The following is a 25,596-nucleotide window of genomic DNA, read 5'->3' on the forward strand; positions in this document are numbered from 1 at the left end:
TTTATACCATTTGAAATATTGATCTTAGCTTTTTCCTGTCGCATATTTTCTAACACCCCAGGCAAGGCTTATAAAGACAAATTGTATTGGCAAACGAATCATAGCAGCCTCATGGTTTCCAATGGCGGGTTGGTCAGAAAAAATATCCCAAATATGTATGGGTAGAAAAATAATCATAAGCCATAATATCCCCGTAGCTCCCGATTTAGCGTATTTGGGAAGGAGGAGCATTACTCCTAGAACAATCTCCAATACTCCCGATGAATAAATGACGAACATTTTAAAAGGTAAAAATGGGGATACGAAAGGCAGGTAGAAGGATGGTTTTAAAAAATGTTGTACCCCTGCGTATATCATAAAAAGGGCCAATAGTATTTTAAGAATGGTCCAAAATAGCTTCATGGCCTAATTGTTTTGAAAAATGTTAAATAAATATTGAGTTAAGGAATACCCGAATAAGACTCCTTTAAGGAGTAGGTTTTTCATGTATCAGTTCCATGCCTGTTGATGATCGGGGCTTAAATCCGTTCCAATCCTTTTCATTGGAATCCTCCTGTAACTCTAAAAATTTTGAATAATCCTTTTGTTTTAGGTGTATCCCTAAAAAGGCAGTTAAAAAATGTTGGTTTACATTATTAATTTTTCTCTCGTCCCAACTAGGTTCGGCATATCTATAGTATTCATCAATATGGAGGCCCGGCTCCAAAGATTCTACTGGTGGAGGATTTGGGGCTACATTGTGCCTTGCATTTTTATAGGTAAGTAAATATCGATCCGCATTAACGGCCCCTGTGAAGATGGCCTTAATTCCTTTTTCGTATCCTGAAATGTCATCTTGGCTTCCTGCAACAAAAAAGGTAGGAACTTTTAGCCCTTTTAAACCTTCGGCATCCCAAGCCCCACGCTCCATTCCCCAGGGAGCAAAGGCTACGACCGCTTTTATTCTAGGGTCAACCTTTGGAAATTTAGGGTTGCTCATGGCCAACTCTGCTATTGCTTTGCTACCACCGGTCATGCCGGAAAAGAAACCTACCATTCCATCGCTATATCCAGCTCCTACTACATTTAAAACACCGTAACCTCCCATGGAATACCCTATGATGCCAATATTTTCAGAATCTACCAATCCCGATAAAAAGTTTTTGTCCCTAGCTTTGCCCAAGTTCACCGTTTGGTTTAGCACAAAGGAAATATCCTTGGCGCGGTTCACCAAAGTACTTGGAAAGGGCGAGGCATCTTTAAAAGTCGAATCCGTATGGTCTATGGCTACTACAACGTATCCTTTGGAAGCCAAATTCTCCGTTAGATAGGTCATAAGGTATCTGGAGCCAACATACCCGTGGGCTACTACTAAAAGGGGAAAAGGACCATCTGTGGTCAGTGGTGCGGCATCACGGGATGCCCTACCTTTAAAAGTAATGGGAGTCAAAGGTCGAAGGGAATCATGGGCGGTTCCCATGACTTCGTTATATGTAACAGACTCTGTAGCTCCATTGGTTAATAGTGCAGGATACCAGACTTCTACCCTTAATGGTCGATCATATATAGGGTCTATACCGTTTTTCGAATTTAAAACATCCGCCTGTCCCTTATTGACAAAATCCAAAGTTCGTACTCCAATTTTATAGGTACCACGTGCCGATAGTTCTGGAGCATCCGGCAAGGCATCACCGTATAGGAAAGATTCGGTTTGGGCGTATAAAACAGAATTGAAAACCAGAAAACAAAGTAATATTTGCAGATGGGCAAAACGGAAATAAGTTGGTTTGATCATGAGTTTTTGGTTTAGCTTAAAAGTACAAAATATTATATCAACTATTCAATCTGAAAATGCTTTGACAAAAGTGAATTGGACTATTTGTAGCATACCACTTTGCTCAATGACCATTGGTTGGCGTAAGGTTTCCATTATAATTATGAAAACTTCAAAGGTTTGGATTTTAAGGATACATTAGAAAATAATACCTTGGTGATCGGGAACGCTAATCGACAGTGAAGAAATAAAAAAAAGCAATCACGAGGACAACGATATTATGAAGGAAACCGAGAAACAACTTAAGAAATTTGGTGTTAGGCCAACAGCTATGCGCATTTTGGTGCATCAGTTTATGGCCTTGCAGCAGTCGGCGGTTAGCCTTACCACCGTGGAGGAGAATTTTGAAAAATCGGATAGGACTACCCTATATAGGACTTTAAAGACTTTTGAGGAGAAGTGCATAGTCCATCAAATAGACGATGGAACAGGAATCCCCAAATATGCACTCTGCGATCATGATGAAGGTATGGCACGGCACTCGGATCTTCATTTGCATTTTCATTGTACAAAATGTAATAAAACCACTTGCTTAACCGAGCATCGGATACCTCAAATAAATCTTCCGGAAAAATTTATCCCAGAAGATGTAAATATGCTGGTAAAGGGTGTTTGCGAGCACTGCAACCAATAAATGCACATACATTGCAAGGGCATAACGGTTAATTTTGCTTTTAAATAAATTATGTATGAAGCATCGGCATGATCACAAGAGTAAGGACCACAATCATGAACACGACCACGGTGGGGTTTTTGGTGAAAAGACAGAACTCTATTTTGCCATTTTAAGTGGGGTATTCTTTTTAATTGGATTGATTTTGTCCACCATATTTAATGCCCCGGCATGGGCACCATTGGTGAGTTATATAACGGCCTATTTTTTTGGAGGATATTTCACCCTGCTCGAGGCAATTGCCAAGATTAGGAAAGGGGAATTTGAAATTGATTTTTTAATGCTCGTTGCCGCCTTGGGAGCTGCCTATATAGATAGTTGGGCCGAGGGTGCCCTACTGTTGTTTTTGTTTAGTTTGGGACATGCGTTGGAGCACTATGCCATGAACAAGGCCACAAAATCCATTAAGGCTTTAGGGGAGCTTTCCCCCAAGACGGCATTCTTGAAAAATGGTAAGGATATAAGGGAAGTTCCCGTAGAAGATTTGAAGTTGAACGATATAATAGTGGTAAAACCAAACACTAAGATATCTGCAGATGGAGTTATTGTAAAGGGGAGTAGTAGTATAGATCAGTCACCTATAACAGGAGAAAGTATCCCTGTAGACAAAACTGCAGTTTCCAATGTTAATAATCTTCCCGAATTTAGTGAAATAGAACAGTCCCACACTGTCTTTACGGGTACTATTAACGGGGATGCCATGCTAGAGATTCAAGTTTTAAAATTGAATGAGGATGCCACCATTTCCAGATTGGTAAAAATGGTAAGCGAGGTGGAAACCAAAAAATCGCCCACCCAATTACTGACCAAAAAATTTGAGAAATGGTTTGTGCCGGCGGTCATTGTTTTGGTCGTTGTTTTGTGCTTTGCCCATTTGGTTATAGACGAGACGGTGAAAGAAAGTCTTTATAGGGCCATTAGCGTATTGGTAGCTTCCAGTCCTTGTGCCTTGGCTATTTCAACACCAAGTGCCGTATTGAGTGCCATTGCCAGAGCAGCCAAAAAAGGAGTGCTCATAAAGGGTGGACGTGCCCTGGAAGATTTAGGCAGCCTTACCACTATAGCTTTTGATAAAACAGGGACACTCACCAAAGGCAAACCGAGATTGACAAATGTCCTTCCCATAAATGGATTTGATAAAAATGAGTTTCTGGAGTTGGTGGTAGCCGTAGAGAGTTTAAGTAATCATCCCTTGGCAAAAGCTATTACAAAAGATCTTATAGACGAATATGACATTGAAAGCAAACACCGGGCCTCCAATATGCAGGCCGTTCAGGGAAAGGGGGTAAAGGCGCAATATAACGGTGATTATATTTTTATAGGCAATGTGCAATTGATGGAGGAGGAGGGAATCCAAATTTCATCTGAAACCCTAGACCAAATTAGCCAATGGCAGAAGGACGGACAAACTGTTATGCTAGTGGGTTATAAGCAAACTATAATCGGGCTGTTGAGTGTCATGGACGTTCCCAGAAAAAGTGCTGCTCCTACCTTGGAGCGACTCAAAGAAATAGGGATAAAACAAATGATTATGCTGACAGGGGACCATCAAAACGTGGGCGACTCCATTGCCAGACAAATTGGACTTACCGAGGCAAAAGGAAATTTGCTTCCGGAAGACAAGGTAAAGGCTATTCAGGCGTTTCAGAAAAAGGGAGTTAAAATAGCCATGGTAGGTGATGGCGTAAACGATGCGCCTGCAATGGCCAGCAGTACCGTAGGTATTGCCATGGGGGCTGCAGGGAGCGATGTAGCTCTGGAAACCGCAGACGTAGCCTTAATGTCGGACAAGATAGAGAGCCTTCCCTTTGTCATCGGGTTGAGTAGAAAATCCAAATCAATTATCAAACAAAACCTTTGGATCAGTATGGGCGTAGTAGCATTTTTAATTCCGGCCACCCTTTGTGGATTTGCCAATATAGGTATAGCGGTTGCCATTCACGAAGGGTCTACCTTGTTGGTGGTAATCAATGCCTTACGACTTTTAAGGTTTGATCTAGATTAACTCTAGTACGTTAATAAATGTGGAGTTTTGAAAAACAAACGGCTGTCAAGGATAGACCCTGGCAGCCGTTTAGTTATACTGAAACCAATTCATTGTCAACACCATAGTTATAGGCAGTTGAAATTGGTGATATCCTTATTTAAATCCTATTTTCATAATGCCCTTATGACTAATTTTTATGGCTTCCAACGGGGTCATATCAAAAGTTTTATCCTGCTCAACCATGTAATATTTCATCCCGGATAGTTTTTTTTGGGCCAGGATTTCGGAGAAATTAATTTGGCCGTTACCTACTGGGGCAAACCTACCTTGATCGTCCATATCCTTCACGTGCCACATTATGAACCTTCCTGGATATTTATTGAAATAGGCTATTGGATCTTTGTCCGCCTTGGTTACCCAATAAAGGTCCATCTGAAAATTAACATATTTCGGATTTGTGTTTTCTAGCAAGTAATCATAGGTAACTACCCCATCATCCCCTTTTTCGAATTCAAAAGCGTGATTGTGGTATAGTAATTTCAATCCTGCCTTGTGACATTTTTCACCAAGGGTGCTCAAAACAGTAGCAAGTTGTTTATAGTCGTCCCTTAGTCCCATGGGTGGTACCGGAATTACAAAGTACTTAAATCCGGCCGCTTTAACATCGGCAATCATGGTATCCGCATTCTCTAGTGTAACCCCGCCCTGATGTGTGCTAATTGGCTTTAATCCCACTTCTTTAAGCAGTTTGCTAAATTCCTCTGGGGCCATATTGTAAAATTTTCCATCCCTGTATCCTGCAGCTTCAATATTTTTATACCCAGCGTCAGCAACAGCCTTAAGAGTAGCTTTGGCATCGGCTCCCATATTATCCCGGACCGTATAGAGTGCCAGACCACCAACCTTTTGCTGGGCATTGGCTGTAAACATACCGACTATTAACAACGGTAGAATTAATTTTTTCAAGGCAGTAGAAGTCAATAACTTTTTCATAATAATTGTAAATAATATTTTTTTAAAAGTAACATATGTTTTTATAAATATGCTACAATTAAAACAATAAAAACTTTTACATAAACAAAGGCCCATGTTGGTCGTTGGTTCTTTAGAGAAGCTTCCATTAGTAGTCAATATAAATATAGGTCATGTGAAATATATTTTTAGGTGAATCTAAAAATTAATATTTATCTTTATATCAATTATAAAATCAAGATTGATATGGGCCTTGACCTACAATGTAAATGTGCGGTTGTTAAAAATCGGGCCAAAAATATATGTATATCTAGCTAATGAATACCTACAATCCTATAACAGCCCTAGCGGTGTTTTTTGCACTTTCAATTTTGGCTTATCTGCTTTTCAGACCTAATAAGGGATGGTTTTGGCTGATAAAAAACAGTTCTGTTTCGAATGATAAAATAGTTGTTGAGGATGTTTTAAAGTTATTATATCACAATGAAAATGCGGACAAGCATCTCAACATCAATGATATTATTAGGACATTAAAATACAATGACAGACTCATTCTTGAAAGCATCAATAAAATGTCGGACCATGAGCTGATAAGTATACAGGGAGATAGTGTGAAACTTACAAAATCGGGCAGTGATTATGCCCTGCGAATTGTTAGGGCCCATAGGCTTTGGGAGAAATTTTTGGCCGAAAAAACAGGGTTCAAGGAGGCGGAATGGCATGAGAGGGCAGAAAGAATGGAACATGAACTTTCCAAGATGGATACAGATATGCTGGCTTCCCAGTTAGGCAATCCCCAATTTGACCCGCACGGAGATCCCATACCGACCAATACTGGTAAGATTGCCAAAGTTAAGGGGATTCCTGTATCGGAGCTGCCCATTGGAACAATTGGAAGAATTGTCAACATCAAGGATAAGCCCGAAATAATTTACAAACAGATCTTGGCAGAAAATATCCATATTGGATCTGTGATACGGATTATGGAAAAGACACCTGCCCGCATTGAATTTCATTCCGAGGGGGAGGCCTTTGTATTGGCGCCCATAATGGCGGGGAATATTACAGTATCAGTTTTGGAAAAGGACGTGGTATTTGAAGAAAATTTAGCGAGGTTGTCCATTTTAAAAGAAAATGAAACTGCCAAGATTATAGGGATATCAAAGGAAATTAGGGGAGATAGCCGAAGAAGGTTGCTCGATTTGGGTTTTGTGAAAGGAGCTGAGGTCAAGATAGATCTTCTGAATCCTTTGGGCGACCCCAAAGCCTTTTTAATCAAGGGCACAAGTATTGCCCTTCGCCAAAATCAAGCATCGAAAATTTTAATACAAAAAGATTAAATCATGGAAGTTAAACCTAAAAGTGCATGTGAGACCTGTGCCCAGTTCAATGCGGAGGGATTGAAAAAATTAGGGGTAAATACCTCCGATTTTGATTTTGTAGTTGCCTTAGCAGGTAATCCGAATACGGGAAAAAGTACTGTTTTTAACGCCATGACGGGTTTGCGCCAACATACAGGAAATTGGCCTGGCAAAACGGTAACCAGGGCAGAAGGCGCTTTTGAGTACAATCGGCAGAAATTTAAGCTGGTAGACTTGCCAGGGACCTACTCTTTGCTCTCCACCTCTGAAGATGAGGAAGTTGCCCGAAATTTCATTCTTTTTGGGAAGCCCTCGGTAACCGTCATCGTGGTAGATGCCAGTAGGCTGGAAAGAAATCTAAATCTGGTATTACAGATTTTGGAAATTACGAATAATGCGGTCCTGTGTTTAAACTTAATGGATGAGGCCGAAAGAAATAATCTGGAAATAGATACCCGTACTTTGGCAAGGGATCTGGGTATTCCTGTGGTACCCACCAGCGCAAGGTATAATAGGGGAATTCCGGAATTGATCCAGACCGTTAGTGAACTGGCCAACGGTAAAATTCTTTGCAAGCCCCATCGTATAAAGAATATACCAAAAAATATAGAGCAGGCCTTGGAAAAATTAAGCACGGAAATAAAAGAAGTATATCCCGACATTCCCAACAGTAGATGGATCGCGTTGCGCTTGCTGGAAGGGGACAGAAATATTATTGAGACCCTTAAAACGGGTGAATTCGTATAACTTAACTTTGATGGACACTAAAAAAATAGATCATATTATTTCCCTTTCCAATGACCTTCGTTGGCAAATTGGCGATGAGTTCCATGATAATCTGGCGGAAGGAATCTATGCAGATGCCGCGGAAATAGTAAAGGACTCGGTGCATAAGAAGGATGAAACTGGGGCATTCAGGATAGACGCCAAGATAGATAAGATCATTACCAGCAAGATATGGGGTTTTCCACTTATGTTTTTGATTTTGGCAGTAGTCCTTTGGCTAACGATCGTTGGGGCCAATTATCCTTCAGCCATGCTGTCCGGCATTCTCCTGGATACGATCCATCCGGCCTTAAAGGGATTCGCCTCCACTATTGGAATGCCATGGTGGTTGGACGGGTTTTTAATAGACGGGGTATATTTGGCAGTGGCTTGGGTCATAGCAGTGATGTTGCCACCAATGGCTATTTTCTTTCCATTGTTTACATTATTGGAAGATTTCGGGTACTTGCCAAGGGTAGCCTTTAATTTGGATCATTTATTTAAACTAAGTGGCGCCCATGGTAAACAGGCGCTGACCATGAGTATGGGTTTTGGTTGCAACGCCGCAGGTATCGTGGCTACACGGATCATAGACAGCCCCCGGGAAAGATTGATTGCCATCATCACCAATAACTTTTCCCTTTGTAATGGGCGCTGGCCCACACAGATTCTGATTGCTACCATATTTGTGGGAGCCCTGGTGCCAGCTAGTTATTCGGGAATTATGTCATTGGCGGCGGTAATAGGAATAGCTGTGTTGGGTATGATATTTATGTTTTTGGTATCATGGGGCTTGTCCAAAACGGTTTTGAAAGGAGAAGTATCTACCTTTAATTTGGAATTACCACCCTATCGTCCTCCACGATTTTGGAAAACTATCTATACTTCCATAATAGATAGGACCTTGATCGTGCTATGGCGTGCAATTGTTTTTGCTGCCCCTGCAGGAGCCGTAATTTGGCTTATCTCAAATATTTATTTGGGTGATGCCAGCGTTGCCTCATGGTTGATAGATTCCTTGGATGGCTTTGGCTTCCTTTTGGGCCTTAACGGCGTTATTTTGGTGGCTTATATTGTAGCTATTCCGGCCAATGAAATTGTGATCCCCACTATACTGATGTTGACTGTTCTGGTTACAGGAATTTCCGCCGGCGCCGGCGCCGGTGTAATGTTCGAATTGGATTCCGTAACGGCTACAGGGGATATTCTAAGAGCAGGGGGATGGACGTTGTTGACTGCTATTAACCTAATGTTGTTCAGTTTGTTGCACAATCCCTGTAGTACCACCATTTATACTATTTATAAGGAAACTAAAAGTGTTAAATGGACTCTTGTAGCTTCAATATTACCTGTAATTATGGGATTTGTGGTGACATTTTTGGTAGCACAGATCTGGAGATTACTTGCGTAAAAACTCCAGGTCATTATTGGTCTTAATAAAACATTCCAGCTTGAATTAAAGGTTTTATGGGAATATTTCTATTCTTGGAGGTTCCCTAAATTAGGCAAAAACGAGCCAGGAAAACACGCATGTAACTGGATTAAAATCACTAACTTGTATAAAAATCTACTGTTATGCCTATTTACATGGATCGTCATGAAATTCCTAAGGAAATTACCGCGGTGCATGTTGCACAGATGCATCGGGAAGATCTAAAAATTGAGCATCTTTACGGATGTAAGGGTATGACGTATTGGTGCGATGAGAAAAGGAGAACTGCCTTTTGTTTAATCCAAGCCCCCAATAAAAAGGCCATTCAGGATATGCATAATCATGCGCACGGAGAAGTTCCCCACAGAATTATTGAAGTGGAGAGTTCCATTGTGGAATCGTTCTTGGGTAGAATAGAGGATCCCGAAAAATCACAAAAGACAGAGTTAAATATAATCAACGACCCGGCTTTTAGAACCATAATGGTCATTGGTTTAAGAAAAGCATCCCTTAAGGGTGTTGACCCCAGGCTTATGAATAGGGAACTCAGTGAACATAGTAAATTTATTATCGGATCTGTAGAAAAATTTTTGGGGAGGATTGTAAGGCAAAAAACAGCTTATTTTTTGTTGTCCTTTAATTCGGTTACCAATGCTGTACTTTGTGCTGTAGAGATACATTCCCATCTTAATTCCTCATCAAAGAACCTTAATAATGGTTTTCAATTGAGCATAGGATTGAATGCTGGCGTTCCAGTGACCGAAAAGGATGGTATTTTTGAAGATACCATTAAACTTGCGGAACGGTTTTGTGAAATGGTCCACGGGAAAATTGTTATTTCCCCTGAAGTTAGGGAATTGTATGAAAGTGAAAATTTGAATGTTAAATTGAACCATAAGAGTTTTAAAACCCTAAATGTTGGAGAGGAAAAATTTATAAACCTATTAATGGATTTTACCGAGAAAGAATGGACCAATTCCGCATTTAACTCCAATGATTTTAGTAAAAATATGGGATTCAGTAAATCCCAATTATATAGAAAAATGATTGCCCTTACAGGGAAGTCCCCCAACAACTTTATAAAAGATTACCGATTGGAAAAAGCCATGCAATTATTGGATAAAAAAGCCAATAATATTTCTGAAATTGCTTTTGGAACAGGATTTAACAGTCCGGCCTATTTCTCAAAATGTTTTATGGATAATTTTGGAATCCTTCCGTCCAAATATATCCAAAGCTATACGGTTTAAACGTTATAGTGCAAACCTGTACATGCTCAAATTTTGTAATTATTTGAATTAAATGTAGAGGTCATTAGGTTTTACTTGCTTTAATTTTACTTTAGATAAATGGAAGTGTCCTGAAACAAATAGTGTTTGTTTCCCATTCAGGAACCTGAAACAAGTCAATAATCATTGCTACTTAGTTTTTTACCCGTATCCCCCTTGTTTAAGAATTAGATAACCGATCGCGCACTTTTTCTCAATTCCAGCTTGTCAGCCACTTGTTGTGGATGCATGTTAAACTGGAAGGTGAATTGGTTAAACTTCCAATGTTTCATTTTTAGGAGCAGTGCCTCTTATTTGATATTAACAATTATTAATTTTAAAACATTTTAGTCATGAACAATACTCTAAAGTATTCCCAATTAAAAGTTGTCATTTTGGTTTTGACATTTTTTGCAAGTTTTTCCTTATTTGGCCAAGGTGACATAAAAGAAGCAAAGGAAGCATCCTTAGTAAGGACACATGAGGATAAAGATTTACAATGGGGCCCTTGCCCATCTTTTATGCCTGAAGGCTGTACAATATCGGTATTGCACGGTGACCCTGCCAAAAGAAACTTGGATGTATTCTTTAAAGTACCTGCCGGCTATGAAATACCTGAACATTGGCATAATTCAGCCGAGCGCATGATTCTTGTTTCTGGAGAATTGCGTGTTACCTATGAAGGCGAAAAGGAACAGATAATGAAAGTTGGCTCCTATGCCTTTGGCCCATCTACTAAACCTCATACCGCTAAATGTGGGGACAAAGATCCATGTATACTTTTTATTGCCTTTGAGGAACCTTTGGATGCTTTTCCAATGGTACTTAAAGAATAATGGTAAGTACACATTAACAGAAAATAAAATAAAAAATTAATTTAAAATCAAGATTATGGAAATGGTTATCGGTATGGATGCTGACCTCATAGCATCCTTTAAAAAAGAAATAAGGGGAGAGGTAGTAATGCCTTCCGATGGCAGCTACAATAGTATCCGCAAGGTGTATAATGGTATGATCGATAAACATCCTGGCATGATCGTAAAGTGTGTGGATGTGGCCGATGTAATAGCTTCGGTAAACTTTGGCAGGGAAAACGATTTGTTGATCGCTGTTAGAGGAGGTGGACATAATGGCGGGGGTTTGGGCTTGTGCGATGACGGTATGGTCATTGATCTATCCGGAATTAAATTTGTTCAAGTGGACACTTCCAATAATACTGTACGTGTTGGAGGGGGTAACATTTGGGGGGAAGTAGATCATGCCACACATGCCTTTGGACTGGCAATTCCGAGTGGAATGATATCTACAACAGGTGTAGGCGGTTTAACATTGGGAGGTGGCGTGGGTTACCTTACCAGGAAATACGGACTTACCATAGACAATTTGCTGGAGGCCGATATGGTCTTGGCCGATGGTTCTTTTGTTACCGTGAACGCCAAGCAGCATCCTGATCTTTTTTGGGCCATTCGCGGGGGTGGTGGAAATTTTGGAATTGTAACTTCATTTAAGTTTCAGGCCCATCCTTTAAAAACGGTTATTGGTGGACCTACTTTATGGCCCATTGAACAAACTGAAGAAATTATGGCTTGGTATGATGAATTTATACATAAAGCCCCGGAAGACTTAAATGGTTTTATTGCAACTATGGTTATTCCCGGCCCACCATTTCCCGAACATTTGCACAATAAGCAATTCTGTGGAATTGTATGGTGCTATACTGGTCATTCAGATAAATTTGAAGAAATCTTTAAACCTGTATTGGATAAAAAACCCTTGTTCCAACATGTTGGTGAAATGCCCTATCCTTCAATTCAAACAATGTTCGATGGATTATTGCCTCCTGGATTGCAATGGTATTGGAGGGCCGACTTTTTCAATAAGTTAGGAACAGAAATTAGGTCGGCCCATTTAAAATATGGTTCAAAAATCCCGACACCGCTTTCGCAAATGCATTTATATCCCATTAGTGGAGCTGCAGGCAGGGTAGGGAATACTGATACTCCATGGGCCTATAGGGATGCAAAATATGCAGGGGTTATTGTAGGCGTAGATCCAGATGCCGCCAATGCAGGAAAAATAACCAATTGGTGTAAAGATTATTACAATGAATTGCACCCACACTCCTCTGGGGGAGCTTATTCCAATTTTATGATGAATGAAGGTCAGGAACGGGTAAAAGCAAGCTATAAGCATAACTACCAGCGATTGGCCCATATAAAAAAACATCATGACCCTAATAACTTGTTTAGGGTAAATCAGAATATCCTTCCTAGTAGCTAGGGGTCAGGGAACATTGTTGGCAAGCCAATTAGATAGCTTGCCAACAATGATATATCCTATCGAGGTCTTAAAGTCCACTAAACATCCAAAATTTTTAGGGCTTCTTTACCTACACGTTGTTTGGTTTCCTCGGTAATATATTTTTTTTGATCTATCTGTTGAGGTTGGTCGGAGGTACAAAAATAACTGTGTATACTTCTTCTTGGCTTGTCAGTAAGGTTGGTAGTTCCTCCATGCCAGGCGTGTGAGTTAAAAATAAAAACAGATCCTGCCGGTGCTGTGATGATTATTTCATCAGGATGGGGAAGGCTGGGATCCTTAATTTTTTCTTGGGGAGATATTCCAAGTTTGTGGGTGCCGGGCACGATACGTGTAGCCCCATTGTTTTCTGTAAAGTCATCCAATAACCAAATGGAATTGCAGACTTTGTAGACCCCTTCCACCATTTTATTGCCCCAATCTACATGTAAATTCTGATGTCCAAGACCGGGTTTTGCAGCCCTGTAGTTTAGGGAGGATAATTTAAAGGATGGGCCTAGTACGGCGGCAATGCCGGCCAGTACCCTGGGATGTGTGTAAAAAATATCAAAAACGTCCCCTTTGTTAACCAGATCGGCCAAGCGATCGGCACCCTCTTCCTTGGGATGCCTTATATATTTGGATTCGGCCAATTCCGATCCGGCAGCCTGACCTTCATTCAGCATTATGGCATCAATCCTGTCGTTTATGGCTTTTACCTGTGCATCCGTCAATAGTTTGCCCAGGGATAAATAACCCTTATTTTCCAAAATTTCAATTTCCTCCTTTGTGAGCATGCTTAAGTATATTAATAAATGATTTCAAGCTAAAAAAGATACGATATAATTGTCTTAAATATATTTTTTGCCACATTTAACGGGGTTTTCTCCTTGTCCTTGGTAATACAAGGTTGACCCAAACCGAACATAATAATGCCAAGATAGCCAAGCTAAGGGTGTAAAAATCTATCAATTCTGTATTGGGCAACCAGCCAGTTATTTTTTTAATCAAAAAACCAATATAGCTATTTGGTAGATTGTGTTCGCCCAATCGTCCAAGGACCTCATAATGCCAATCGGTTAAAAAGCAATAGCCCCAACCTTTCCAAATCCCCAACAAACCCCAAGACCCAAAGGTTAAAAGCAAGGTGATAAGATTAAGTTTTTGTGTACGTTTTAATATCCATCCAAACAAATTAAAAATAATGAGAACCGTATGAAAAACATAGAAAAAAATATTGGCTATTCTTAAAAATGCATCGTCCATTATGTAGAAGGATTGGTTTTTCTGAAAAGATAGCAATTTTATCCTGCCCTAACGATTTTGTGGAATTCGAGGAAAAGTAGTATGCCAGGGTGTGCTTAAAATATTATTAATCAGTTTATTATAATTAATATTTCGTAACTTTAAAAGAGTGCCATTTCCCCCCTGAATTATTAACCTAATATTTTATGGGTAATTCAGATTCAAAGAGTCAAGACGATCGTTTTCTTCAAAAATTGACTGAAATTATTCGTAATAATTTCGATAACGAACAATTTGGAGTTAAGGAAGCAGCCCGTATCTATGGGGTGAGTCGCTCGCATATGCACAGGCGTTTAAAGAAGCTAACAGGCAAATCCGTTAGTCAGTTTATTCGCGAATTGAGGCTTGAAAAGTCTATGGAGCTGCTCCAAAAAGATATGGCTACGGTTTCTGAAATTGCTTATTCCGTAGGTTTTCACAGCCCCACCTATTTTAATACTTGCTTTAAGGAGTATTTTGGTTTTACTCCTGGGGAAGCCAAGATTCGTGAACACCTGCAGCAAGAACGCCCGAAGTTTGAAAAATCCGGTAATCAAAAGATGAAGTTTACCTTAGCTTCGGTAATTCTCTTTCTAATACTTCTATATGGCTATTTTCAGTATAATAGTCTTTGGACAAAACCTCCAATTGATACTCCCACAACTTCTTCAATGCCTTCCAGCCACAGTACCAAGTCCATTGTGGTATTGCCCCTAAAGAATTGGAGTGGGGACCCCAAATTGGAATACATAAGTGATGGGATGACCGATGCCGTAATCAGCAGAATTTCTGAAATTAAGGAAATGGATAAGGTAGTTCCTTTTACGTCCAGTCTCCAATTTAAGAACAGCGAAAAAAGTTTGCCCGAATTGGCAAAGGCACTTAAAGTGTTTTACATTCTTGAAGGAAACTTTCAAAAACAGGGTAATCTGTTTAAAATAAATCTCCGATTAAATGATGGTCCTTTGAATAAACTACTATGGTCCGGCTCTTATTCTGGAGAATGGAAGGCGAATGAAATATTCGAAATTCAATCGAAGGTTGCGGAAAAGGTTGCCACTATAATGAATGTGAAACTTACTGAAAAGGACTATGATGCCTTTAAAGGCATACCAACAAAAAATGAAGAAGCCTATAATTATTATCTCTTGGCCAAATATCAAAACAATAAATTTAATCAGTCATCATTCAAAAATGCAATACCCTTATATGAAAAGGCCTTGGACTTGGATTCAACTTTTATTGAACCCTATCTTGGCCTGGCCGATATTTATGTTACAGGTGGAGCTGTTTGGGGTATGTATGGTGAGCAGGAAGCATGGAGAAATGCCAAATATTATTTGGAAAAGGCTTCGTTAATTGATGGCGATAATATACAGTTGTCCGATCAATTGCATATTGGTAAATTTTATTTTGATTGGAATTTTGAGGCCGTGGAGCAATATGTAGCAGAAACCTCTGCCCGTTTAGGGGCTGATAATTGGAACGAATATCTCTTTGTTGATTATTACCTTAAGACCGGCAAATATTCATATGCCCTATCGGAATTAAATAAGCTTATTTTGGAAGATCCATCCTATGGGTGGTTATTTGCTATTAGGGCCTCAGTGATATTTTTCGTTTCTTCCAGTGAGGAGGCAAAAGAAGATTTAGAGCAATATGATCCGCTGTTTATGGATGATATGTTCTATCTAAGGGAAGCGGCCAAGTGGTATTATTATTTTGGAGCATACGATGCCTCTAAAGAAAAACTGGAGCAATTGATGAATAATTTTACAGACCGTCCGCCTATTGTAGTTTGGCTTAATGCATTACATTATGAAATGGCCAATAATAGAGATGGTGTTCAAGAAAGTCTCACCACCTTGCAGAAACAATTCAAAGAAGGTTCTTCCGGCAGTCCGGCCTGGTTTATGGCACTTTATTACTGTCATATCCAAAATAGGAAGGAAGTTTTCAATTGGCTTCAAAAATCCTATAAAAGCCACGAGGTAGAAATGACTTGGTTACGCGCCGAACCTTTACTGGCACCCTATCGGCAGGACCCCATGTATTTGGACTTGTATAAGAAAATGAAGTTTCCCGTACCTCCACTTACTATTCCGGATTGAGGCTATTGCGACTACAGGTCTTTTTTTCTTTAAATTCAACATAACTGTAAGGCTTTAACTCATTAGTTAATTACTTCAAAAATAAGTTATAAGTAAAGTGTATATAATTGTTATGTATTGATTAACAACTAATTATATCTTCGGGTTGCAATGAATTAATAACAATTTAAACCACCTTATCATGAAACAATTTGTAACATTATTGATTTTTTTAGGTCTTACATGCTTCGTCTTTGCACAGGAAGAGCATGACGGAATAACCGCTGTAACCTTGGATGCCATAACGGTTTCACCAGTTAATGTAGATTATTTGCAGAAAGTAAATGATGGTAATACTCCGGAAGTGGTCCAGGAATTACAATACAAAGCTGCCAACTTTGATGTAACCTCTTTGAATGAATACGATAAAAAGGACATCCATACTTTCGATGTTGTCTTTAAAGCAAGTAACGGGGATATAATTGCTTCTTATACCGCAGATGGTTCAATAGTAACAGCCTTTGAGAATTTTGAGGATATTGTACTTCCAATGACCGTCCGAAAAATGGTATTTGATGGAAATGACGGATGGAAAATGGAGAAGAACCGCTACATATGTGTATTTTCCGAGGATAACTTGACAAAAAAACAGTACAAAGTTACTTTGACCGACGGAAATCAGAAGAAGAAAATGACTTTCGACTTTGATGAATAGGGATATTTATGCTTCGATAATTTTGTAGCCTTACTCCTCCGGTAAGGCTTTTTTTAGGGTGATATCCGAGTATTAAATCCATTAATAAAGGTCATTGAATTTACCTACTAAATTGCGCAATCAGCTAAGTAAAATTCCGTACCTTTAGTAGAGTTAAGCACTAAATAGGAAATGAAATATTGGCTTTATCTAAAAGTGCTTCCACTCATTGTCTAAGCTGAAAAAATGGTCTATTTTTTAAAACACCATATATATGATGCGCAATGAAGATCTTTCCAAACTTCGTGGATTGGACGCCCTTGAATCAGCATCAATAGTGAATTCTTATGGTGACTGGTTTTATAACGAATTCATATAGCAATGGAACAAACTTAAACCTCGAAATTGTGATCCGCTCAAGCATATTGGGATTGTTAATGGTGCTCGTTTTGTGCCTTTATTCCTGTAAGGATAAAAAGTCTTCAGTAGATGTAACCGCAATAAATTTATTGCGGGGAGACATAAAATTATGTGGTAATGGGGAATTTGGAAAGGTTGATTTTCCATTTTCATGTAACCCCAGTATCAGGGAGACCTTTGATTTGGGAATTTCATTATTACATTCCTTTGAGTATGACGAAGCAGAAAAGGCCTTTGTAAAGGTCATTGATGCCGATCCAGATTGTGCCATGGCCTATTGGGGTGTGGCCATGAGCAATTTTCATTCCCTCTGGATACAGACTGGCACGGAATATTTGGAGAAGGGTTCCAAAATATTGAAGGCAGCAGAGGCCTTGCCGCAAAGTGAAAGGGAGCGCGATTATTTAGAGGCTATAGGTGCGTTTTATCACGGCTGGGAAACTGTAAATCGACCAACCAGAATTGCCTTGTTCGAACAAAAAATGGAAGCAATTTACAAGAAGTATCCCACAGACAGGGAAGCGGCTATATTTTATGCCCTATCCCTATGTGCCACTGCCGATCCAGCTGATAAAACCTACAGGAATCAATTAAAATCTGGTAAAATATTGGAATCCTTATTGGAGTTGGAACCCGATCATCCAGGAATTGCCCATTATATTATTCATAACTATGACTGTCCCGAATTGGCGCATTTGGCACTGCCAATGGCAAGAAACTATGCTAAAATTGCCCCTGCCTCGGCCCATGCCCAGCATATGCCCTCACATATTTTTACTCGTCTTGGGTTATGGGAAGAGTCCATTCAATCCAATTTGAATTCGACGGCTGCGGCGCTCTGTTATTCAGAAAGTTTAAATCCAAACGCCCATTGGGATGAAGAACTGCATGGGATGGATTATTTGGTTTATGCCTATCTCCAGATTGGAGATAATAAAAAGGCCAATGAACAATATGAGTATCTAAAGACTTTTAAAGAGGTATTTCCGGCAGATTTTAAAATTGCCTATACGACAGCTGCTATTCCCGCTAGAATTGCCTTGGAGAACAGGGATTGGAAGCAAGCAGCCCATCTGGAACTACCTGGTCTCCAGTTGGATTGGAATAAGTTTCCATGGCAAAAATCCATATACCATTTTGCAAGGGCCTTGGGGGCCTTGCATTTGAATGACAAGGAATCTGCTCGGAATGAGCTATACATCATGAAATCCTTATATCAACAATTGCTGGATATGCAAAAAGGTTACGAAGCCAATCAGGTACAAATTCAGATCAAGATGATCGAAGCTTGGATGGAATGGTCCATAGGCAATAAGAATAAGGCCATTGACCTAATGACCGAGGCCACTACTATGGAAAATAACACGGCCAAGCATCCGGTTACCCCTGGGGAAGTATTGCCAGCTGGTGAATTGTTGGGCGATATACTACTAAAATGTAATAAATGGAAAGAAGCGCTTCAAGCCTATGAGAACAATTTAAGAACACACCCAAATCGATTTAATGGAATTTATGGTGCTGCCAAAGCTGCATTAGTACTCGGCGATAAGGAAAAAGCCTTAATGTATTTTAAAAAACTTATAGATATTGCTAAATCAGTCAATAGTGAAAGACCGGAAATCCAAGAGGCGAAATCGTTCGTTAATGCAATTATTTAAATATCCTAAGAGCGGTCCAGAAAATTTGATTTGGTTCTTATTAGGTTTTATGTTACTTCATTCTTGCCAATCCCCAAAAAGGGAACTGCCCATTTATAATCCGGCAGATATAAATCCGCTTTTGGTAGATTCAGCCGTACGAGATAGAAGGCAAAACCATACCATTGCCAATTTTAGTTTGATTAATCAAAATAGGGAATTGGTTACACAGGATGACTATAAAGATAAAATTTATGTAACTGATTTTATTTTTACCCGATGCCCGAGTATATGCCCTTTAATGACCAATAATATGGAAAAATTGCAGGAAGCATTCAAAGGCGATGGTGACGTTAAATTTTTATCGTTATCCGTAACTCCTGAAATAGACAGTGTCCCTGTTTTAAAAGAGTATGCCTTAAATAATGGAGTGATGGATAACAAGTGGAATATTGTTACAGGAAGTAAAAGGCAAATTTATGACCTAGCTCGAAAAAGTTTCTTTGCGGTAGTAGATGAGGGAGATGGTGGCCTTCAGGATTTCATCCATACCGAAAGATTTATTTTAGTGGATAAGAAAAAACAGATACGTGGTTTTTACGACGGTACCAAGGACGCGGATATAAAGCAATTAATTTTGGATATAAAAACTTTGGAATAACAAAAAAGTGCATAAAATCAAATGGCTTCCTTTTGAAGATTTCTTAGGTTATCCATGGGCCGTTCAGGTGGTCCAGTTTATTTCCCTGGGGACATAACCTTGGTAGTTTTAGATGGTAGCACTTTTAGGATAGGTTATATTCTTGTACAATCGCAACAATGTCAGCTAGTTATTTTTTACAGAAAATAAAGTTATCGATATTATTATGCAATTACTTTTTAAGAAGGTGTTACTTCTTTTAGCTGAATAAATCCCCCAATTTTTCAATCTTCCTAAATCACTACCTGTTAGGACATTTTCGCTAATTAAGATCAACTTTCCAAATAACACCGATTTCCGTAATTTTGCCAAAAAAATAAATGTACTATGAACAAAGTATTTTGTCTGTTTCTTATATCGGTCTTAATGTTTGCCTGTAAGGACTCAAATAAAAAGAATAATATAACCTCCCAAAATTCCATGAACACCAATCATAATCCATTAATCGCTGAAAGTACCTTGCCATATGGCGCTCCCGATTTCACCAAAATTAATAACGATCATTTTAGGGAAGCATTATTGCAGGGAATGGACGAAAAAAGAGAAATCATTGAAAAAATTGCAAATAGTACTGAAGCGGCGACTTTTGAAAATACCATATTGGCGCTTGAAAAGAGCGGTGTACTTTTAGATCGGGTGAGAAATGTATTTTCTGCACTTACCGGTGCCCACACCAATGATACCCTACAAGCCGTCCAAGAAGAAATGGCACCTAAATTTTCTGAACTTCAGGATGCAATTTATCTCAATGATACCTTATTTCAGCGGGTAAAAGCGCTGTATAAAAAAATGGAAAGTCTTAATTTGGATGTGGAATCCTTAAGATTGTTGGAGAATTATTTTGAGGATTTTGAAATCGCCGGTGCCAACCTTTCTCCTGAAAACAAGGAAATCCTAAAGTCGTACAATTCCAGATTGGCTACTTTGAGCAATACTTTCAATAAAACCTTGTTGGAGGCCAATAATGCCGGGGCAGTTATTTTTACCGATAGGTCCGACCTAGAAGGACTCTCGGATGCCGATTTGAAATCATTGGAGATCAAACATGGGGAAGGCTGGAAAATTGCACTTCAAAATACCACACAACAACCTCTATTGCAATCCTTGAAAAAAAGGGAGACAAGGGAGAAATTGTTCAAGGCTGCTTGGTTGCGTGCCGATGGTACTGCTCAGGATACCAAGGCCGTTATTACGGAAATTGCCGAATTAAGAGCCAAAAAAGGGGCCTTGTTGGGATTTTCAAATTATGCAGAATGGAGCTTGCAGAATACCATGGCCAAAGTGCCGGAAAACGTATTTAAACTTTTTAAGGGACTTGTTCCTTCAGCTACGGCCAAGGCGGGGCAAGAAGCCAAGGAAATCCAAGAAATGATCCAGAAAACGGGAGGGGATTTTACACTAGCCCCTTGGGATTGGAACCACTACGCCGAAATGGTACGAAAGGCCAAATACGATTTGGATGAAAACCAGATTAAACCTTATTTTGAGCTGAAGACCGTATTGGAAAAAGGGGTTTTCTATGCCGCCGAAAAATTATATGGAATTACCTGTAAGGCCAGAACAGATATCCCAACCTATCACGAAGATGTACTGGTATATGAGCTTTTTGAGGAGAACGGAGATCCATTGGGATTGTTCTATGGCGATTTCTTTTCCCGCCCAAGTAAGCGGGGAGGGGCTTGGATGAGCAATTTTGTAGATCAATCCAAACTCTACAATAAGAAACCTGTGATCTACAATGTTTGTAATTATCCGAAACCTGTAGCAGGTGAACCGGCATTGCTTACTTATGATGAGGTAGAGACCATGTTCCATGAATTTGGACATGCGCTCCACGGCTTTTTTGCCGACCAGCAGTATCCTTCCTTGTCGGGCACTTCGGTGGCCAGGGATTTTGTTGAGTTTCCTTCCCAGTTCAATGAAAACTGGGCACTTTACCCTGAAATCCTAAAAAACTATGCCCTGCATTACAAAACAGGGGAACAAATTCCGCAAGAGCTTATAGATAAGATAAAGAAATCGGGCACTTTTAACCAGGGGTATAGCCTAACCGAAAATTTGGCGGCCTCCAACTTGGACATGCAATGGCATACTATTGGATCGGACACCAAAATAGAGGATGCTAATGCCTTTGAAAAAGAGGCCTTGCATAAAACGAAATTGGATGTTGTTTCGGCCGTCCCACCACGTTATAGATCTACTTATTTTGCTCATATCTTTGGCAGTGGCTATGCCGCAGGCTATTATTCCTACTTGTGGACAGAAATGCTGCACCATGATGCATACAATTGGTTTGAAACACATGGCGGACTTACTAGGGAAAACGGTCAGCGTTTACGGGATATGATTCTTTCCCGTGGCAATACCATGCCATTGGAAGAAATGTACAAGGATTGGCGCGGCGGGAATCCAAAAATTGAACCCATGCTAAAAGCCAGGGGTCTACAATAAAACATGAAACTTAATACGTTGCAATCGCAAATAGTAAAGGGCCCGGAGAGGGCCCTTTTCTTTGATCTGAATTGGAAAATTGAGTAATCCTTGTACACCTAAATTTAGGACCTAAGAGGCATTAATACTCCGTGAAGTTTCATTAATCGTGTGCATTTCATCGAAAAGAATCAAAAATATTGAGATTGTGGTAGGGTATGGCCCATCTTTGGTTGTTGTTATATATAGCCTTTAAATGTGGGGGTGTATTAATAATTACTAATTATTAAAATTTATAACTATGAAATTTAAATTATTTACAATTGCATTGTTTGTTGTATTTACCGTTTTCATCTCTTGTACGGACAATGATGATAAGAACAGTGATTATGGACGGCTTTCCGTTAATCTAACGGACGCACCTTTTCCCCATGACCTGGTAGCGGAGGCAAACGTGACTATTTTTAAGATAGAAGCCCGTTACAAAGGGGATATGGATATTAATTCTGAGGTTGGTGACAATTCTGATTCTTCGATGGAAACAGAAGAAAAATCCTCTTTTATGGTATTAATGGAAGATGAAATGGAGGTAAACCTTTTGGATCTTACCAACGGAGTTACCAAAAATTTGGTCGACCTTGAAGTACCGGTTGGTACTTACGACCTTATAAGGGTCTACGTAAAAGGAGTTATTGTAGTACTAACGGATGGCTCCACATTTGATTTAAAAGTACCTAGCGGAGAGCAAAGTGGTATTAAAATTTTCATTAAGCCCGGACTTGTAGTTAATGGTGGACTAAGTGCTGATCTATTGTTGGACTTCGATGTAAGCAAATCCTTTGTAGCCAAAGGCGGAGGAAGTAACTTTGAAAATATAACCGGCTTTAATTTTAAACCAGTCATTAAAGCTTGCAATATGTCCACCGCTGGCACTTTGTCCGGTATGGTTACAACTCTTCAGGAAGAAGTTGCTGTAGGATTGGAAGGGGCACAAGTAGCCGTTTTTGCAGCCGACACTTTGAATACGACTACTTTTACGGATGCTGACGGAAAATATATGGTTATGGGGCTAATGGCCGGAGAATATGATGTTGAGGTAGAATTATCAACCTACTTAAAAGAAACAGTTACTGGCATAGATATAGTTGCCGGTAATAAGACCTCCCAAGATTTTATTTTGGTGGCAGGGGAATAAGAATATTTTATATGAAGTTAATAAGGTGGGTGTAATAGCCCACCTTTTTTTGTAAAAGCTTTAAGATTGGCTAGATTTTCAAGACTAGAGGGGATCTAGTTTATGAAATAATTAGAGATCATTGGTACTCAATTTAAATAAATACCAGACTTAGGCCTTTAACAAAAAAAAGCCGAACAACTATTGCAAGTTGTTCGGCTTTTATAGCCTAAAGATGATTCTCTAATTAAGAAACGCCAATAGTTTTTCCGCTACCAATTCTGAAGATGCCGGATTTTGTCCTGTAATCAAATTGCCATCCTGCACTGCATATGCCGCCCAATCCGCTTTTTTGGAGAAGATACCGCCATTTGTTTTGAGCATGTCTTCCACTAAAAATGGAACTACATTCGTTAGTTGCACAGCCTCTTCTTCCGAATTTGTAAACCCTGTTACTTTTTTACCCTTTACAAGAGGAGTTCCATCTTCGTTTTTAACACCCTTTAGTGCTGCCGGGGCATGACATACAAAGCCAATAGGTTTTCTCTGCTTATTAAAGGTTTCAATGAGCGATATAGATGTGTTGTCATTCGCTAAATCCCATAAGGGTCCGTGACCTCCAGGATAAAATACCGCGTCGTAATCATTGGGGTCAATTTCCCCCAATACTAGCGTATGTTTTATTTTTTCCTTTGCCACGGCATCATTTTTAAAGCGCTCCGTGTCCTTGGTACTGGCATCAGGAGTGTCACTACTTGGGTCTATGGGTGCAGCACCACCTTTTGGTGTAGCCAAGGTAATATCGGCTCCTTTGTCCAATAAAGTATAATATGGATTCGCAAATTCTTGGATCCAAAATCCTGTTTTCTTTCCGGTATCTCCTAATTTATCGTGTGATGTTAGTACAAATAGTATTTTCATTTATTTTTAATTTACTGTTTATGAAATTTGGGAAGTAATCAAAGCCTAGACTTTCACGATCATTTTCCCTTTGTTTTTACCCTCAAACAAATCCAAGAATGCTTGCGGGGTATTTTCAAAACCGTTTACTACGGTTTCGGTATAGTTTAATTTGCCTTCGGCCAACCAAGTGGATAAATGTTTCATAGCCTCGGGAAACTTTTCCGAATAATTGGAAACTATAAAACCTTGCATTAGAGCGCTATTTTTTACCAAAAAGGGCTGAACGCTAATACTTTTTGGGATTTCTGTGTTATTGTACACCGAAATAGCACCACAAATAATCATTCTTGCATATTTGTTGATATTAAATAACACAGCATCGGAAATAGGGCCGCCTACATTGTCAAAATAAATATCTACGCCATCAGGACAAGCAGTTTTAAGGGCAGTTCCCATATCCTCTGTAGTGTTATAGTTAATGGCATGATCAAAGCCGAATTCGGAGGTAAGCATTTCTACTTTTTCATCCGTCCCAGCAATACCAACAACATAGAGCCCTAGTATTTTTCCAATCTGTCCTACTACGCTGCCCACGGCACCTGCAGCACCAGAGACCACTAAGGTTTCCTTGGCCTTGGGTTTACCAATTTGGGTGAGCCCACAATAGGCGGTTAGTCCTGTCATACCCAAGATACCTAAATATGCACTGAGTGGAGCTCTGTCCTTGTCTACTTTTAATAGTCCTTCACCTTTTGAAATTTGTAGGGTTTTCCAGTCCAACATACCAGAAACAAAATCGCCCTCCTTAAAATTAGCGTTTTTGGAAGCTATAACTTTGGCAACTACCCCAGAAGTTATGGGTTTTCCTACCTCAAAAGGTGGAACGTACGATTTGGCATCACTCATCCTTCCCCTTAAATAGGGGTCAACGGAAATATAGTTCGCCTCCAAAAGTATTTCTCCTTCTTGGATGTTTAGTTCTTTATCCTCCTTTAGAAATTGGAAATCCGATAATGCAGGTTTCCCTTTAGGTCGATTTTTTAATAAAATTGTCTGAATCATAATGTTGTTTTAAGTGTTTTGAGTTTTATTTTTTAATACTGTTCCAGGCCGCTTGATAGGCGTCCTCCAGGTGATCCTGGTTTAATTGAAAAACACCCCGTTGTTGCATTACCATTAAAAAGGAGAGGGGATTTATGGAGTACGCATATAATAGGTAGGGCGACAAAGGCTTTATAATTCCTTCCTTTTTTCCCCTTTCCCATAAGTCCAGTAATGGCTGAAGGTGTTTTAGGCCTTCCTGTCTACTGCTTTCATCGATCATTGGGGTATTGTCGCACTGGGCCAGAAACAAAGCTTCTTCCACTTCCTTCAGTTTAAAATCGGCAATGCGCTTCCAAATTATTTCAAAACCTTTGGATACAGGTATGTCACTAGTGAAGTTTTTAAATACATAAGCGGTATATGCCGCCTTTACTTCTATGTACACTTTGTTTATCAAGTCCTGTTTATTGTCAAAATACAGGTATATAGTGGCGGGTGAGACGTTCGCCATTTTTGCAATCTTGGACATGGGAGTAGCATGGAACCCATTGTTATTGACCAGGTTAATGGTAGCTTTTACCAAGGCATTTCGCTTTTCTATACTTTTTTGGAGTTTTGCCATAATATTCTAAATGCGAATTTATAAGGGTG

Annotated in this window: 20 protein-coding genes and 1 pseudogene; 13 read left to right on the forward strand and 8 right to left on the reverse strand. The window is 39.6% G+C overall.

Annotated features, from left to right (window positions below; translation table 11 throughout):
• Positions 1 to 24: 24 nt before the first annotated feature.
• Together KO529_RS11860 and KO529_RS11865 are read right to left on the reverse strand one after the other, a co-directional pair.
• Complete coding sequence (locus tag KO529_RS11860) at positions 25 to 402, reverse strand: DoxX family protein (protein WP_215948097.1); 378 nt, start codon at positions 400 to 402, stop codon at positions 25 to 27.
• Positions 403 to 466: 64 nt separating this feature from the next.
• Positions 467 to 1,774 carry an alpha/beta hydrolase family protein gene (locus tag KO529_RS11865; RefSeq protein ID WP_215948098.1) on the reverse strand — a complete coding sequence of 436 codons (1,308 nt, stop codon included), beginning with the start codon at positions 1,772 to 1,774 and terminating at the stop codon, positions 467 to 469.
• Between the two features lie 259 nt (positions 1,775 to 2,033).
• On the opposite strand from KO529_RS11865, the gene KO529_RS11870 reads away from it, so the two are divergent.
• Positions 2,034 to 2,447 carry a Fur family transcriptional regulator gene (locus tag KO529_RS11870; RefSeq protein WP_215948099.1) on the forward strand — a complete coding sequence of 138 codons (414 nt, stop codon included), beginning with the start codon at positions 2,034 to 2,036 and terminating at the stop codon, positions 2,445 to 2,447.
• Between the two features lie 55 nt (positions 2,448 to 2,502).
• On the forward strand, positions 2,503 to 4,491 hold the full coding sequence (locus tag KO529_RS11875) for a heavy metal translocating P-type ATPase (RefSeq protein WP_215948100.1): 1,989 nt from the start codon (positions 2,503 to 2,505) through the stop codon (positions 4,489 to 4,491).
• A 135-nt stretch (positions 4,492 to 4,626) separates the two neighbouring features.
• On the opposite strand, the gene KO529_RS11880 is transcribed toward KO529_RS11875, so the two are convergent.
• Positions 4,627 to 5,466: a sugar phosphate isomerase/epimerase family protein gene (locus tag KO529_RS11880; protein WP_215948101.1), complete on the reverse strand. Its 840-nt coding sequence runs from the start codon at positions 5,464 to 5,466 to the stop codon at positions 4,627 to 4,629.
• A gap of 296 nt (positions 5,467 to 5,762) precedes the next feature.
• On the opposite strand from KO529_RS11880, the gene KO529_RS11885 reads away from it, so the two are divergent.
• The 5 genes and pseudogenes from KO529_RS11885 (at position 5,763) to KO529_RS11905 (ending at position 12,551) form a co-directional block, all read left to right on the forward strand.
• Positions 5,763 to 6,785 carry a metal-dependent transcriptional regulator gene (locus tag KO529_RS11885; RefSeq protein WP_215948102.1) on the forward strand — a complete coding sequence of 341 codons (1,023 nt, stop codon included), beginning with the start codon at positions 5,763 to 5,765 and terminating at the stop codon, positions 6,783 to 6,785.
• A gap of 3 nt (positions 6,786 to 6,788) precedes the next feature.
• Positions 6,789 to 8,982, forward strand: a pseudogene (feoB, locus tag KO529_RS23700) (ferrous iron transport protein B).
• A gap of 164 nt (positions 8,983 to 9,146) precedes the next feature.
• A complete protein-coding gene (locus KO529_RS11895; RefSeq protein ID WP_215948103.1) occupies positions 9,147 to 10,253 on the forward strand; it encodes a nickel-binding protein in 1,107 nt (368 codons plus the stop codon).
• Between the two features lie 371 nt (positions 10,254 to 10,624).
• Entirely contained in the window at positions 10,625 to 11,107 is a 483-nt protein-coding gene (locus KO529_RS11900; RefSeq protein ID WP_215948104.1) for a cupin domain-containing protein, read from the forward strand.
• A 55-nt stretch (positions 11,108 to 11,162) separates the two neighbouring features.
• Positions 11,163 to 12,551: an FAD-binding oxidoreductase gene (locus KO529_RS11905; protein WP_252734385.1), complete on the forward strand. Its 1,389-nt coding sequence runs from the start codon at positions 11,163 to 11,165 to the stop codon at positions 12,549 to 12,551.
• Positions 12,552 to 12,628: 77 nt separating this feature from the next.
• Here the strand turns inward: KO529_RS11905 and KO529_RS11910 are convergent, their stop codons facing one another.
• Complete coding sequence (locus KO529_RS11910) at positions 12,629 to 13,366, reverse strand: phytanoyl-CoA dioxygenase family protein (RefSeq protein WP_215948105.1); 738 nt, start codon at positions 13,364 to 13,366, stop codon at positions 12,629 to 12,631.
• 76 nt (positions 13,367 to 13,442) lie between these two features.
• A complete protein-coding gene (locus KO529_RS11915; RefSeq protein ID WP_215948106.1) occupies positions 13,443 to 13,835 on the reverse strand; it encodes a DUF2784 family protein in 393 nt (130 codons plus the stop codon).
• Between the two features lie 185 nt (positions 13,836 to 14,020).
• Between KO529_RS11915 and KO529_RS11920 the strand changes: the two genes are divergently transcribed.
• The 6 genes from KO529_RS11920 to KO529_RS11945 all read left to right on the forward strand — a co-directional run bounded on the left by KO529_RS11920 (position 14,021) and on the right by KO529_RS11945 (position 23,019).
• The gene (locus KO529_RS11920; RefSeq protein WP_215948107.1) at positions 14,021 to 15,964 is read left to right on the forward strand and encodes a helix-turn-helix domain-containing protein; all 1,944 of its coding nucleotides are present in this window, start codon (positions 14,021 to 14,023) and stop codon (positions 15,962 to 15,964) included.
• A gap of 181 nt (positions 15,965 to 16,145) precedes the next feature.
• Positions 16,146 to 16,658 carry a hypothetical protein gene (locus tag KO529_RS11925; protein ID WP_215948108.1) on the forward strand — a complete coding sequence of 171 codons (513 nt, stop codon included), beginning with the start codon at positions 16,146 to 16,148 and terminating at the stop codon, positions 16,656 to 16,658.
• Positions 16,659 to 17,044: 386 nt separating this feature from the next.
• A complete protein-coding gene (locus tag KO529_RS11930) occupies positions 17,045 to 18,715 on the forward strand; it encodes a tetratricopeptide repeat protein (protein WP_354667777.1) in 1,671 nt (556 codons plus the stop codon).
• A complete protein-coding gene (locus KO529_RS11935) occupies positions 18,702 to 19,355 on the forward strand; it encodes an SCO family protein (protein WP_215948109.1) in 654 nt (217 codons plus the stop codon). Before KO529_RS11930 ends, KO529_RS11935 begins: the two co-directional genes overlap by 14 nt.
• A 366-nt stretch (positions 19,356 to 19,721) precedes the next feature.
• Complete coding sequence (locus KO529_RS11940; RefSeq protein WP_215948110.1) at positions 19,722 to 21,845, forward strand: M3 family metallopeptidase; 2,124 nt, start codon at positions 19,722 to 19,724, stop codon at positions 21,843 to 21,845.
• A gap of 280 nt (positions 21,846 to 22,125) precedes the next feature.
• The gene (locus tag KO529_RS11945) at positions 22,126 to 23,019 is read left to right on the forward strand and encodes a DUF4382 domain-containing protein (protein WP_215948111.1); all 894 of its coding nucleotides are present in this window, start codon (positions 22,126 to 22,128) and stop codon (positions 23,017 to 23,019) included.
• Positions 23,020 to 23,241: 222 nt separating this feature from the next.
• Here KO529_RS11945 and KO529_RS11950 read toward each other — a convergent pair whose 3' ends face one another.
• Genes KO529_RS11950 through KO529_RS11960 form a run of 3 tightly spaced genes read right to left on the reverse strand, consistent with a single transcriptional unit; the run spans position 23,242 to position 25,567 of the window.
• Positions 23,242 to 23,919: a type 1 glutamine amidotransferase domain-containing protein gene (locus tag KO529_RS11950; protein ID WP_215948112.1), complete on the reverse strand. Its 678-nt coding sequence runs from the start codon at positions 23,917 to 23,919 to the stop codon at positions 23,242 to 23,244.
• Between the two features lie 45 nt (positions 23,920 to 23,964).
• Positions 23,965 to 24,963, reverse strand: a complete 999-nt coding sequence (locus KO529_RS11955) for an NADP-dependent oxidoreductase (RefSeq protein ID WP_215948113.1) — start codon at positions 24,961 to 24,963, stop codon at positions 23,965 to 23,967.
• Positions 24,964 to 24,988: 25 nt separating this feature from the next.
• Entirely contained in the window at positions 24,989 to 25,567 is a 579-nt protein-coding gene (locus tag KO529_RS11960; protein ID WP_215948114.1) for a TetR/AcrR family transcriptional regulator, read from the reverse strand.
• Positions 25,568 to 25,596: the final 29 nt, after the last annotated feature.

The sequence above is a fragment of the Arenibacter algicola genome (assembly GCF_018860365.1).
Lineage (GTDB): Bacteria > Bacteroidota > Bacteroidia > Flavobacteriales > Flavobacteriaceae > Arenibacter > Arenibacter algicola_B.